The 13,702-nt window shown below is 61.1% G+C and carries 10 protein-coding genes; 7 read left to right on the top strand and 3 right to left on the bottom strand.

Annotated elements, in window-relative coordinates; translation table 11 throughout:
* Window positions 1-875: 875 nt before the first annotated feature.
* Window positions 876-2,678, bottom strand: coding sequence for a hypothetical protein (locus ACRB8A_RS14985; protein WP_432245000.1), 1,803 nt, complete (start codon window positions 2,676-2,678; stop codon window positions 876-878).
* Window positions 2,679-3,702: 1,024 nt separating this feature from the next.
* Between ACRB8A_RS14985 and ACRB8A_RS14980 the strand changes: the two genes are divergently transcribed.
* A complete protein-coding gene (locus ACRB8A_RS14980) occupies window positions 3,703-4,044 on the top strand; it encodes a DUF6221 family protein (RefSeq protein ID WP_432244999.1) in 342 nt (113 codons plus the stop codon).
* 302 nt (window positions 4,045-4,346) lie between these two features.
* On the opposite strand, the gene ACRB8A_RS14975 is transcribed toward ACRB8A_RS14980, so the two are convergent.
* On the bottom strand, window positions 4,347-4,811 hold the full coding sequence (locus ACRB8A_RS14975) for an Lrp/AsnC family transcriptional regulator (protein ID WP_432246049.1): 465 nt from the start codon (window positions 4,809-4,811) through the stop codon (window positions 4,347-4,349).
* 161 nt (window positions 4,812-4,972) lie between these two features.
* On the opposite strand from ACRB8A_RS14975, the gene pdhA reads away from it, so the two are divergent.
* The 3 genes from pdhA to ACRB8A_RS14960 are packed head-to-tail and all read left to right on the top strand — an operon-like array spanning window position 4,973 to window position 8,792.
* Entirely contained in the window at window positions 4,973-6,205 is a 1,233-nt protein-coding gene (pdhA, locus tag ACRB8A_RS14970; RefSeq protein ID WP_432244998.1) for a pyruvate dehydrogenase (acetyl-transferring) E1 component subunit alpha, read from the top strand.
* The gene (locus tag ACRB8A_RS14965; RefSeq protein ID WP_432244997.1) at window positions 6,202-7,314 is read left to right on the top strand and encodes an alpha-ketoacid dehydrogenase subunit beta; all 1,113 of its coding nucleotides are present in this window, start codon (window positions 6,202-6,204) and stop codon (window positions 7,312-7,314) included. Before pdhA ends, ACRB8A_RS14965 begins: the two co-directional genes overlap by 4 nt.
* Before the next feature lie 2 nt (window positions 7,315-7,316).
* Window positions 7,317-8,792, top strand: coding sequence for a dihydrolipoamide acetyltransferase family protein (locus tag ACRB8A_RS14960; RefSeq protein ID WP_432244996.1), 1,476 nt, complete (start codon window positions 7,317-7,319; stop codon window positions 8,790-8,792).
* Window positions 8,793-9,089: 297 nt separating this feature from the next.
* On the opposite strand, the gene ACRB8A_RS14955 is transcribed toward ACRB8A_RS14960, so the two are convergent.
* Window positions 9,090-9,800 carry a hypothetical protein gene (locus ACRB8A_RS14955; RefSeq protein WP_432244995.1) on the bottom strand — a complete coding sequence of 237 codons (711 nt, stop codon included), beginning with the start codon at window positions 9,798-9,800 and terminating at the stop codon, window positions 9,090-9,092.
* 176 nt (window positions 9,801-9,976) lie between these two features.
* Between ACRB8A_RS14955 and ACRB8A_RS14950 the strand changes: the two genes are divergently transcribed.
* From ACRB8A_RS14950 to ACRB8A_RS14940, 3 genes are all read left to right on the top strand, one after another.
* Entirely contained in the window at window positions 9,977-10,792 is an 816-nt protein-coding gene (locus ACRB8A_RS14950) for an MBL fold metallo-hydrolase (protein WP_432244994.1), read from the top strand.
* Window positions 10,793-11,398: 606 nt separating this feature from the next.
* Window positions 11,399-12,595 carry a MinD/ParA family ATP-binding protein gene (locus tag ACRB8A_RS14945; RefSeq protein WP_432244993.1) on the top strand — a complete coding sequence of 399 codons (1,197 nt, stop codon included), beginning with the start codon at window positions 11,399-11,401 and terminating at the stop codon, window positions 12,593-12,595.
* A gap of 105 nt (window positions 12,596-12,700) precedes the next feature.
* The gene (locus ACRB8A_RS14940; RefSeq protein ID WP_432244992.1) at window positions 12,701-13,684 is read left to right on the top strand and encodes an SGNH hydrolase domain-containing protein; all 984 of its coding nucleotides are present in this window, start codon (window positions 12,701-12,703) and stop codon (window positions 13,682-13,684) included.
* Window positions 13,685-13,702: the final 18 nt, after the last annotated feature.

Below are 13,702 nucleotides of genomic sequence, written 5' to 3'. Positions count from 1 at the left end.
TTCTGGTCTGGTTTCAATGCCCTCCCGTCTAGTAAAGAAAGGCCACGCGCAAGTCACCAAGGGCGCCGGGGCAGTGTCAGGTGCGGTCTTTCCAAATCTTTGTTCAGCGTGATGTCGATATCGCGTCTCTTGTACCGCGTGTGACGCTAATCGAATCATAGAGCTGCTTCGTTTCGTTTAGGTTAACTCAAGCCGTATATCACTCGGTGCCCAAACATGGACGGGTGCCGACGAGAGGTCATCTGTAGGTGGCTCTTTCTGTTCTTTGGAGAAACAGGAATCGCGCTTTGTCAGCTCTAATTGGGGCTTCGAATACGTGTTGCCACTATTATCCAACTTGCGTTCAGGAACTTGATGTGCTCGAACTCCTGCACGAACATCGGTGCCCCGTCGAAGTGCCTAGGGCGTAGCGTAGTTCGTAGTTCTGCTAGGTGCTGGTGCGGAGTGCGCCTGGCGTCGCGCCGCTGGCGACACCCCTGCCGGAGCGGATGCGAGGTACTCTCTCAGTCGGGTTAAAGGATGTCCCCGTGCCGATATCGGAGGCTGCGGAAGGTCCTCGCTGCGAGTAAGGTCCGACCCTCGCTTAGGACGCCATCGTGCTTATCCTCGCTCGTTCCTGAGCCAGGACTCGGTCGTTTCGTTCGCCGCTCTGGGCCAGGCATACGCACCGCTCGGCTGCTTGAGGCTTACCGCACTTCAGCAAAACCTTGGTTCTCTTGACGCTCAGGGGGGATGACGTGAAGTCCTCCCCTCCGATTTCCCGTCGATATGTAGGCGAATCGTCGTGCCGATCATGGCTAAGCGTCTGGGCTTGAGGCCGTTTAACTTCTCTCATATTTGACGAGATTCGGTCAAGCATCGACAATCAAGAATATTTAGATCTTAGTGGCAGTTAGGGCTCCACCATTTGCGACTGTAATTCGGTAGCGTGTACCGTTTGGCGATTTTAGTACGATCCCGCCGGCGGCATCCGTGACCTCAACTCTGCCTGTTGTCAGCACGCCGCCATTGAGATTCAGGGGGGTAGAACCCCCAGGTGGGAGACCGAGCAGTCCCACCATTACGTCCTTAACATCTGTTGTGGCCGTGATCGCGATAGCGCGCTTTCCCAGGAGGCCGAACGTTCCTGGCCTGCTGAAGTTATACCCGGGGACATACGAGGAACCGCGAATCTCCACTTGACCCGTCCCCGAAACAGTAGGTACTGGGTTGGGCGGCGCCGGGATGTAGACGTCCTTAAGGACACCTGTCGAAGACGCTGCTCTAATAACGGATACTGCTGTGGCGGGTGTATTGATGAAGTTTGTTCCGTCAATGAGCGTTCCTTTGGCTTCGGTAGAGATATTTGCCCCATAAGAAGTTGCGCCGGACACGACCCCGCCCCTGAATACCGTGAATTGGGCGCGGTCTTGGATACCGATACGGCAACCGTCCACGTTGGGTTCTAGGACATTGCCCCAACCCTGTGCGTGAGTATCGAGGCCGGCGTCCTTGCCTTCAGTAACAAGGAAGTTCGAGGAGACGTGATTTCGGAAGGGATCGCCAACGCTGTATACGACTGCGGGTCCTGCTCCATTCCCTGTAGTAAATCCGTGGCGGACCCTCCGTGCTGTCCCAGAGATGACGCGAAAGTAACGAGTAGTGCCGCCCAGATTCACGCCGTATCCGAAGTGGCCGTTATCAGGGTCGTTGTTTAGGTCGGCTAGATTGCCGGAAAATGAACCACCGTCGACGTGGGAAGCCAGAAGGCACGGACCACCTAGATTGTGGGCATCGATTCCAGTGATGGTGGGGCCTAGTGAGAGTGTGAAGGTGAACAGCGCAGATTTATAGCCGGTGACCCCGATGGGGCTGGTATGCGTGAACTCCCCGCCGTCTATCGACACTCGCGGGGCGAGTGTCACAGGAACGGCCTGTGGGTTGCTGGGCATGTCACGATATACCACTGTGTCGAGGGTCAGTACATTGCCGGCTTTAGCGGTTATCCGAGCGAGCATGCCGCGGTACGAAATGTTGGCGGCGCCCGGATGCGTGTCGGCGGACTTGAGTACTATGTGAGCGCCGAGGGCAAAGGGAGAGGCCTCAGCCACCGTAATCGTTGGAGAACCGGCTGTGGAGCCCGCGGTAATGGCGACTGGAAGCCCAGCGGTCCCTTGGTGGGCCAGTGCAACTACATCGGCCCCGATGATCAGGCCGGCGCCGGCCCGGAAGACTATGTTCGTAGGTAACGCTGTGGATGGGCAGAGGGACTTTGTGAGCCGGTGCATTTGTGTGATCACAAGAGTCTTGCCTGCAGACGCGGCAAGAGCAGCACGGAGCGGGACTGTGTCATCTGTTTTTCCATCCCCGACTGTCCCGAAGCTTGCCGCAAACACTTCTGCGGCTGACGCTCTGCCGTAGGTTGCTGAAAGGTCGGGAAGGAGAGCGCGAGGGACTCTCGACTTCTCGTCTAGGGTTGCTACGCCCTTTGGTGCCCCCTTTTCCGTCACTGGAACGTATGCAGTTGGTGGGATTGTATCTTCAACCGCGTGGGCGCTGATGGTCGAAATGGCGGATGCTCCGGTGAGCGCAGTCAGTGCTGCCCCAAATCTTAGAATACGTCGACGCTTGAGAGCCGCACTAGGTTGAGATGTTGAGGTACTGACGGCTTCGATTTCGCGATTAATCTCACCATTCATGGTTCAGCTCACTTCGTCGGAAGGTAAGAGGGCCTTGTTGCCGGCCTGGGCAGCTGAGGTATCGCATCGCCAGACGTTGTTGTGTGTTCGCAGGGGAGACATTCGAGCCTTTCAAACGCAGAAAATCGTTGTCTCCAGAAGTTAGCTGCAGAAAATTTGCTAAACCACGGTGGTGGATACGCGCTTCATATGAGCCACGCCACCTAGAACAACTGATCCATACTCAGTTATTTGCGGCTAATATTTTCCGGTGACGCAGAAGAAGTTCTTGACGAGTGATCCCACCGTGGGATTCCACCTTGTTGGGCAGGCGGAAACATGCGAGGGCTGTTCTCGGTCGTTCACAAGGGCATAATGCTGAACGGACAGATTGAACTTGCATATAGTTCCGCGAGCACGATTTGGAGTTTCTGGCAGCGCCCGTCGGCACCGCAAGACTAGATATGGCATAAGAAAATAGACGCACCATAGCGGTCGTCGCGGCCTTATTGCGATAGAAATACGGAAAACCAGCTCAGTCGGAGACGGACACTTTTTACCCTTGCGCGACAGAAGTTCCATCATTCGTCGGCAGCCGCCGGGGTCTCGTTCCCGCCAGCCACGAGATACTGTCCGGCACGTTAAGATTTCACGCAACAGCCCAACGGCCAAGGCTGGATACGTAGCCAGGCGGCAGGCCGAATGGCCGGCGCAGGATTTATCTCATGGCGCGGAATCCGGTTGGAATGCAAGCAACGTAAATACCGCCAATATTCGCAGAAGCATGCACTTATCGGAGCCCGGGAGCGGCGAGCAGAGCCCTACGGCTACTTTTCGATTGATCCACCCAACTCTTAGTGCATCGTATTGATGGTTCTTGTAGGTGTTCTAAGTAGCAGGGGAGGGAGCCGGGAATTCAAATCGAGTACCGACTACTCGTGTGCCGGACGGAGATATCCGATGTACTCATGGGAGCTTGCGGCGTCAGAGTCTTGTGAGAGCGTGACTCTGCCCCAGAGGCGCAAACCACGACGACGGAGGCAGCATGACAATCTCAGAGTTCCTAGAAGCGCGCATCGCTGAGGATGAGGCGAGGGCCAACTTGACCGCTGATACGAGCCCCGCTCAAAGCCCCACAGCGCGATGGGCGGTTGCAAGAGTACTTGCCGAGTGCGTAGCGAAACGAAAAATTCTTGCGCTGCATTCTGCTCTTACCTACTCGGATGAGGACCCAAGATTTCCCATTGAGCCTGCGACCTGTCTCTGCAAGGGCGCCCCGTGTCCAACGTTGACGGCTCTCGCTGCCAGCTACTCCGACCACCCTGCCTTCCTGCGCGAATGGGTCCGCGGTCATGATTTGGCGGCAAAATATGCGGTGGTGCGGTAGGCAGATTCTCTTGGCCAACCTCTGTTGACGGGCACCGTGGTGTCCTTCTGTGCTGCGACCCGATATGACTGATCCACCTGCCCGCCCTCGCCGCTCCGCTGGCGGAACCCATGCAAGTGCCGAGACCCGGTGCGGCAAAGGAATATTCTTGGCGATCGTGGATGCGTCGGCGAAACGGTGCTGGCACCTCTCCCTCACCCGCGTGGAAAGTGAACGCGATGTTCGTCTATCGCGCCCGTTACCCAGTTCGTAAGCTCAGGCCGTTTCTGACGAACCGAATCCCGGTTGCGCAGTATTCGAAGTTACCGGGTATCAACGTCCTCGAACACCAGGAACGTCTGCGTGTCCAGCACCCCCGGCATGGATTGCAGTTGGTCGAAAATCACCCGGCGCAAGTCGATATTGTCCACGGCGCGGACCAGAAGGATCACATCGAAGTCGCCGCCCACGAGGGCTACGTGGTGCACCTCCGGGATGGCTGCCAGCAGGTCCCGGAGTTCCCGCCACGAATCCTGCTTCAACTTCAGCGTCACGTAGGCAGACGACCGCAGCCCGGCTTTGATTGGGTCCACGAGTGCCGTGAACCTGGAGAGCACCCCCTCGGACGTGAGCCGGCCGATCCGCGTGTACGCATGAGCACGGGAAATGTGGACGTTCTCCGCCACTTGGGTCACGGACATCCGGCCGTCCCGGGTCAGTTCCGAAATTATCTTCTGGTCGATCTCATCCAGGGGAACGGGTTCCGTCCCCTCGTCCTTCGCTGCCAATTTGTCCACGCACCCCGTCAGTAACCTGGCTCACAATTGCAATACGTCTTTCATCCTAGGCAGATTCGTGCGGCTTCTCCAGGGTTTCCCAAGATGCTGGATACGAAACCTCCCCAAGGTCAATACTGGGAAGGAATAGTGGCAACAGAAGGACGGAACCGATGACGATCTCCGCGAACTACACGGCACAGGACCAGGACCGGACTGCAGCGGTCGAGGATGCCCTCACAGAGGCAGTTACGAAGTTCGGCATCACCGCCGAGGACTACATGCTTCCGGCACGGCACCAGATCGAGATGGTGGACCCGGACGGCAGGCTCAAGTCCCGGGCGGAACAGGGTGCCGAACCCGGGCATGAGTACCCTGTTCCCGGCGATGACGAACTGTTGGCTGCGTACGAGCATCTCGTCGTCGGACGCCGGGTCAACGACCAGAACTCTGCCCTTGTCCGGCAGGGCCGGATGGCCGTCTACCCGTCCAGCCACGGCCAGGAGGCCTGCCAGGTGGCGGCTGCCCTGTGTCTCTCCAAGAGTGACTGGATGTTCCCGACTTACCGCGACGCCGTCGCCGTGATGACCCGTGGCGTGGATCCCGTTCAGGTGATGACCATCTTCCGGGGTGACTGGCACAGTGGGTACGATCCGCTCCAGCACAACGTGGGCATCCAGTGCACGCCACTGACCACGCAGCTCCTGCACGGGGTGGGCGTGGCGCATGCCGCAAAACTGCGGGGCGAGGACACCGTGGTGCTGGCCATGTGCGGCGACGGCGCCACCAGTGAAGGCGACTTCCATGAGGCGCTTAACTTCGCCGCAGTCTTCCACCTGCCCGTCATTTTCTTTGTCCAGAACAATAAGTACGCCATCTCCGTGCCGCTGGCCCACCAGTCTGTGGCGCCGTCTCTTGCGCACAAGGCCGTTGGCTACGGTATGGCCGGCGAACGCGTGGACGGAAACGATGTGGTTGCACTCCTAGCCGTCCTTGACCGCGCCGTGAAGCTCGCCCGTGAAGGCTCCGGCCCACTGCTGGTGGAAGCCAACACCTATCGGATGCAGGCCCACACCAACGCCGACGACGACACCCGCTACCGCGAAAGCAGCGAGGTTGCCGAGTGGCGGGCCAAGGACCCGGTGAACCGGATGCGCGCTTACCTCACAGACCGCGGCCTGCTGGACGACGACGGCGAGGCCCGGATCCGCGAACACGCGGAGGCTGTTGCCTCGCAACTGCGGGAAGGCCTCAGCGAGGACGTGCCCGTGGACCCGCAGGAACTCTTCCGCCACGTGTTCGCCCGGCAAACCCAGCAGCTGAAGGAGCAGTCGGCTATGCTCGCGGACGAACTCGCCCGGGACGCTGCAGCCCTGAACTCCGCAGACCAGGAGGCAGGCAAGTGAGCCCCACCATAACCACATCATCCGAGGCCAATGGCAACGTCAGCGTCGCAACGGCCCGGGCAGCTGCGTCCGCTGCTGCCTCTGCAGAAGCCGCCGGTCCGCAGCCCGTCACCATGGCCAAGGCCCTCAACACCGCGCTGTCCGATGCCATGCATGCAGAGGCCTCTGTTCTGGTTTTTGGCGAGGACGTGGGAATGCTGGGCGGCGTCTTCCGCATCACGGATGGGCTCACCGCCACGTTCGGCGAGCAGCGGTGCTTCGATACTCCGCTTGCCGAATCAGGCATCGTTGGCATGGCCGTGGGTATGGCGATCAACGGGATGCGCCCGGTGATCGAGATGCAGTTTGACGCGTTTGCCTACCCGGCGTTTGAGCAGATCATCAGCCACGTGGCCAAGATGCACAACCGTACGAAGGGTGCGGTGAAGCTGCCTTTGGTGATCCGCATCCCGTACGGCGGAGGCATCGGGGGAGTGGAGCACCACTGTGACTCCTCCGAGGCGTACTACGCCCACACCGCCGGCTTGAAGGTTTACACCCCGGCCACGGTTGCGGACGGCTACACGATGCTTCGCGAAGCCATCGACTCGGATGACCCCGTCATCTTCATGGAACCCAAGAAGATGTACTGGACCAAGGACACCGTTGACCTGGCCGACCTCCGCTCCCAGCACAAGGCCAACACGGCCGCCGGCACCTCATCGGAGGGGCGTGCCGCCGTCGCCCGCCCAGGCACAGACGCGACATTGATCGCCTACGGCCCCTCGGTCCCAACCGCTCTTGCCGCCGCCGAAGCTGCTGCACTGGAAGGGAGGTCCCTCGAGGTCATCGACGTCCGCTCGATTGTCCCGTTCGACGACGAGACCGTCAGCGCGTCCGTCCGCAAAACCGGCCGTGCCGTGGTGATTGCCGAAGCCCACGGTTTCGCCTCCGTGTCCTCCGAAATTGTGGCGCGGGTCCAGGAACGCTGTTTCCACCACCTGGCCGCGCCCATCCGACGGGTAACCGGATTCGACGTTCCTTACCCCGCTCCGAAGCTGGAGCACTATTACCTGCCCGGCGTGGACCGCATCCTCGACGCCGTTGATGACCTCCAGTGGGAGAACTGACCATGAGCGAAACCAAAGTCTTCCTGCTCCCCGACCTCGGTGAAGGCCTCACCGAAGCCGAACTGGTGAACTGGCTCGTTGCGGTGGGGGATGAGATCCGTGTGGACCAGCCCATCGCCGAGGTGGAGACCGCCAAGTCCATGGTCGAGGTGCCATCGCCTTACGCCGGCACGGTGGCAGTGCTCCACGGGAAGCCGGGGGAGACCCTGGATGTGGGCAAGCCGCTGATTTCCGTGACGCCCATCGGAGTTCCGCAAGTTCCGGCCGTAAAACCGGAAGAAACCGAGTTGGGCGATGCTGCGGTTGAGCCTTCCGGGACAACCGCCGAGGCGGAGGCAGAGGTTTACCGGGAAGAAGAAAAGGCCGGGTCAGGCAACGTCCTGATCGGCTACGGCACTCCCGGCGGCAGCGGAACGGCCCGCCGCACCCGGCCGCGGAAGCTGTCCCTCGTTGAACCCGAGGCCGCCGAGTCTGGTGCCACAGACACTGCGCAGGACGATTCCCGCGCGTTGGCGGAAAAGGCCGTGGATGACTTGCTGCTGCTCCGCAGCCGCGTGCCGGGCAAGCTTGGCGCGGTGATTTCGCCGCTGGTCCGGCGCATGGCGAAAGAACATGGCGTGGACCTCGGCGCCGTGCAGGGGACCGGCGACAGCGGCATCATCATGCGGAAGGATGTTGAAGCGGTCATCACCAAGCCCCCGGTAGCTGTCGAAGCGCCGTCTGAACCGGAGCCCGCGCAACGCCGAGGCGCTTACGCCGACAGCCGGACCGGGCTCGGAATTGTGTCCCGAACGCCGATGCGGGGCGTGCGGAAAGCCGTCGCGGCCAACATGGCGCGCAGCCGGTCCGAGATCCCGGAAGCCACCGTCTGGGTTGATGTGGACGCCACCGCCCTGGTGGAACTCCGCGCCGGATTGAAAAAAGGCGGCGAGCACGCGCCCGGCCTTCTGGCATTCATTGCCCGGTTTGTGGTGGCCGGGTTGAAAAAGTACCCGGAGCTCAACACCCGCATTGAAACAACCGGTGACGGCGCCCAGGAGATCGTTGCCTTTGAGGGAATCAACCTAGGGTTCGCTGCTCAGACGGATCGCGGGCTGGTGGTTCCCTCGGTCCGTGCCGCAGAAAAACTGACGGCCCGCGAGCTGGATACGGAAATCCGGCGGCTCACCGACGTCGCCCGGCAAGGCAAAGCAACACCCTCCGAGCTGGGCAGTGGGACCTTCACGCTCAACAACTACGGCGTGTTCGGCGTGGACGGGTCCGCGGCCATCATCAACCATCCCGAGGTGGCGATCCTTGGCGTGGGCCGCATCATCGACAAGCCATGGGTGGTTGACGGTGAGCTAGCAGTACGTAAAGTGACAGAGCTGACCCTGACCTTTGACCACCGTGTATGCGACGGCGGAACGGCCGGCGGTTTCCTGCGCTTTGTCGCCGACGCCATCGAGAACCCTGGATCAGTGTTGGCAGACATCTGACGCTGTACTGGTGGCCCAGTTGGTTCGGCCATCCGGGCTGCTGGTATCAGCGACGACGGGAGCTGCTCCCCATTAACTCCGGAGGGGCCTCTCCGCGTGCTCAAAGCACTGGACGCTGGCAACCAAGGTGCCGCCGGCGTCGGACTTCTGGTAGCGGGTCACGTGGTTCGTGATCTTCGCGCAAAAGGCGCAGAAGCTCTGATGTTGTTTTGTCCCCATAGGCAGATAGTACCTCCCGGAAAGTTTCCGGACGGTAAACATTTCCGTTCGCATCCAGTACCCGGTCCTCTTGAGCCGTCACCGGATGGTGAGCCTGGCAGATCCCTCCGCGCGCAGGTTGAGAGACGTCAGGATGGCCGCGAGCTGGTATTCACCCGCTGGCAGGCCGGTGAGTTCGGGATTGTTACGGCAGGCAGGTAGTTCAACCCGCTGACCGGGACCAAGCTCCGGAATCGGAGGAGCCATTCCGTGGACAAACGAGCCGTCTCCGATGCGCTGGCCATACAGGTCAAGCACTAGGCCCTGGACGTGGGAATCGTCCTCTTCCACGGGTTCCCGGTGGATGTCGGATTCATTCACCAGGACAACCGTAATGTCAGGAGAGCCGCCGCAGGCCATGGAGAACTCCGGCCTTGACCACCCGAGCCGCAGACCCTGCCGGCGTACCTCCTGGACAGGAAGAGGACGGAAAACAGCCGGCGACGTGATTTGGTTCCCTGTCTCATGCCGGGACAGCTGCACCAGGACCCAGCGGCCCGGTTCCTCGGTGGAGGGAGCGCCGAGGATATTTACTTCTTCAGACCAGTCGGACCTCGACGTGTCCAGGACGCGCCAGCCCTTCAGCGGAAGGTGTTCCCGGCTTCGCGGGGGCAGGCTGCCGGTGGGGAACCAGTCAGCTATTGCGTCCTGCCAGGAGACGCCTGGCTTTTCGAGGAGGGAAGTTGTGACGTCCCAGTTGCCTAGTTGGACGTACTGACTCTGCGACGCTGTAGCCTCTTGTTTCCCCATGCTCCTCATTCTGCCGCAGGGCCGGGGATATGTGTGTCCCGCCACTGGGTCGAGGTTTCCGGCGGCGGCCGCGTTCCGCCGTCGTACCCGCTCCGCCTCCCGGAAACTCCAAGGCTCCATGGTTAGAATCGACGCCAGACGAACGCAACCTGATTTGCCGGAGGTACGGAGTAACAATGTCGGAATGGCTCGAAGTCGGCGCGGACAACTATGTGCTGGTCACCGAAGGATCCCTGCTGAACACCGGACTGATTGTGGGATCCGAGCGGGCCATGGTGATCGACACCGGCTGCGGGCCTCGGCAGGGGCGGGAGATCCTCGACGCGGTGCGGGAGAAAACCCAACTGCCGCTCGTCGTCGTCAACACCCACGCCCATTACGACCATTTCTTCGGCAATTCGGTATTTGCGGCAGAGGGCGTGACCGAATTCTGGGCGCACGAAAACTGCGCCAAGGAGATCGACGAACGCGGGGACCTGCAGCGCCGTTACGTGGGTACCCTGGAACCGGAAATGTCCACTGGCGATGGCGCCAACGTGGAACTCGTGGTGCCCAACGCCATTGTGCGCGACCAGCCGGTGCTGGTGGACCTCGGCGGGACCACGGCCACCCTCTTCTACTTGGGCCGTGGCCACACCGACGGCGACCTCCTGGTCGGCACGTCCACCACCCTCTACGTCGGCGACCTCGTGGAGCAGGGCGCGCACCCGTCCTTCGAGGACGCCTTTCCGGAGGAATGGGCCGATTCCCTCCGCCACATCTCTGCGCTGCGGTTGCGCTACGAATTCCTGATTCCCGGCCACGGCCAGCCCTGCAGCGACCAGTTCGTGAAAACCATGGCCAACACCATGACCACGGCCGTGCGCCAGGCCACCCAGTCCATCCGAGATACCCCGTCCGACGCCACCAAGGCCATCCCCGTGCTGCCTTACGGCCCGGAACAGTCCCGCTGGTTCATCAAACGATTGCAGGAAATCCGCCGCGAGTCCTGAAGGCTGGGGTCCATCCCTTGGTACGGGTGCCCGTGACCTACCCAGCCATTTCCTTGACACGATTTGTCAATCCTCAGGGTGCATGGTTAAGTCGCAACAGAGAAAGCACCCTTACTAGTGGAGATTCACGTGGCTTTATCAGACTACGCCTTGGCCCTGTTCGCTCTGCTCGGGACGCTACTGGTGCCGTTCGTTATCCTTCATCAGATGCTGCGGCTCAAGCGCCGTGCCGTCCGCGTCTCCGCTCCACTCGACTACAGAGGTAACCGCCGTTAGTCATGCCGTACGTTGACATTAATCCGCATAAACGCCGCCCACGCTGGGTGTCGTACACGACCTTGGCCGTCCTGCTTGTCCTTACTGCAGCAGTCGTAGCGGCAGCCCTTTTCCGTCCCTAAAGTTCCTGCCGCCCCAAACCACTTAGACTTACTCACTGAACCAAGTGCTGCAGTAATTCTTGCCGAACGTTTTGGGGGACCAGACATGCCCGATCCGGCGGATCAGAACGCACGCGCCCATGTAGAACATGCAGGGCAGCCGTCGCCGCGCCGTCGCCGAGACCTCCGTCGCGGCGACAGCAAGCCAACGGATGCCCGGACAGGAACCATGCCAGCCGCCACACCGGACCCCGCAAGCCAAGCCAACTCCAAGCCGCAAAGCAGGCGGACCTCATGGGCGGAAGCGGCAGCAGCAGCCGACGCGGCCAAACCGTCCACCACTGTGCCGGCGCCAACCCGCCGACCAGCGTCTGCTGGGTTTGTTGAACCGACCATCACCACTGCAATTACCGGTGAAGCCGGCGAGGCCCTACCCGAAACCCCCTCGTTCCGCCGTGCCCGGCCCACCGTGGCTGAGACCATTGCCGGCAGCCCGATGCCCGACTTCATCAGCTCGCCGGGCCTCTTCGTCAAAGAGCAGAAGCCCCGGCCCGTGGGTGGAGTGCGGGGCGCCATCTATGCGATGACGGGTGGATCCTGGAACCTGGGTCCCGGATCAAAACAGCGCCAGGAAGATGAGCTGGCAAAGCGGATCTCCCGCCAGCTGCAGGGCAGCTACAACACGGCTGTCCTCAGCCTCAAGGGCGGCATTGGCAAAACGTCCACCACAGTTGGGGTCGGGCTGACACTGGCGGAATACCGGGGCGACGCGCCCTGTGCCATCGACGCCAATCCCGATTCCGGCGACCTGGTGGAGCGCGCCCTGGGCGAGGGTCTCTACCAGCAGTCCAGCCCCCGGACCATCTCTGATCTGCTGGAGAACATCGATTCAGTGGATTCGCTGACGTCGTTGGCCCGATATATGCATCACGCTGGCAGGCTACACCTGATTGCCGGGGAACAGGATCCGGAGGTCTCGGACTCCCTTACCGCGGAGGAGTACCTGCGCATCAGGAAACTCATTTCCAATTACTACTCGGTTGCGCTGACCGACTGCGGGACGGGCGTTACCCACAACGCTATGAGCGGCATCCTGCAGTCCGCCGACAACCTAGTGATCGCTGCGGGGTACGCTGTCAGCGGTGCCAAGCGCGCCCGCAGCACCCTCCACTGGTTGGCCAGCCACGGCTACGCGGAACTCGCCAGGAACGCCATTGTGGTCATCACCGATAAGGACGAAGTCTCTTCCCGTGTGGACAAGGACGCCATCGAGGAGCACCTCTCAGGAATCTGCCGCGAACTTATCGCTGTACCGCATGACCGCGGGGTGGCGGATGGTGACCTGGTCACGCTGGACGTTCTGAAGCCCGAAACGAAGCGTGCGTACAAGGAGATTGCAGCGGCGATTGTGGACGGCTACCGATAGATTTCCCGAGTTTTAAGTTGAGCACGAGGGTGCATACCCGGTGTCGTTGGCCCCTGCCGAGCCGGGTATCATGAAGCTAATTTCTGGCTCATTCATGGGAGAACTTTGCGCGCGCTGAAATCACTGGCCTTCTGGAAGTTCGCCGGGCTCGGCATTCTCGCTGTAGCAACTGTGCTGGTGATCATTATGGCCTTGCGTCCGGTGAAGGCGGAGCCTATTAGCCAGGAGCAGGTCGCCCGGATCGAGGCCGCGCAGGAGAAGGTCGCGGAGCGCGTAGCGGCAGAGAAGGCTATGAATGAGCTAATGGCTCGCTGTCTCGGCGCCCCCGCCCGTGACGCGGCGACGGGATGCACCAGCGAGAACATCGGCAATGCCGTTTACCCGCAGGCCCCTGCGAAGGACGCGAAAGCGTACTGCTGGACGAACGCCGGCGATCAGCCCCTCGACTCCTGCGCCTATGGAAGCAAGCTGAAAGGCGCCGTGCGTGTGGCAGTGGTTGGGGATAGCCATGCACGCCATCTAATGCCAGGCTTGGAATCCGTCGCTGACGCCGAAAAATGGGCCATCGATTCATACTTTGGCAACGGCTGCACCTTGACGATAGCGCCCGCCGAGGCCTGTGCAACCGCCGGCGCTGCCCTGCTCCCGGCGCTGACGCAGGGTAAGCCCTATGACATCGTTGTTGTTTCCGTATCGCGCAGGAAGGCTGTCGACACTGGAGCAGTGAGGACAGCCGTCCACCAAGTGCAGAAAACAGGAGCGAAAGTCGTGATCATGGAGGACGTCCCGACCACGACTCCGGAAGCGATCGCATGCTCAACGGCTGCCAACTTCGACGTCAAGGCGACCCGATGCGGCGTCCCCACAGTGGGGATGAAAGCGGATCTTATGGCCGAACTGGGCAGGAACATCGGAGGAGTAGGAATCGGTGTCATTAGCCCTTATTTTTGCGACGCTGACTGGTGCCCGTCTGTCATTGGCAACGCTCACGTCTACGCAGATGAGGGCGCACACATGACCGCGACGTACTCGCGGACGGTCGGACCGTATGTGGCTGCCGCCATCAAGGCAGCCGCGCAGACGAAGTAACCGAGGTGCACGCATCGT

The organism is Arthrobacter sp. G.S.26, from assembly GCF_050847375.1.
GTDB lineage: Bacteria > Actinomycetota > Actinomycetes > Actinomycetales > Micrococcaceae > Arthrobacter.
The sequence above is the reverse complement of the archived record's forward strand: the minus strand, read 5'-3'. Positions and strand labels throughout refer to the sequence as shown.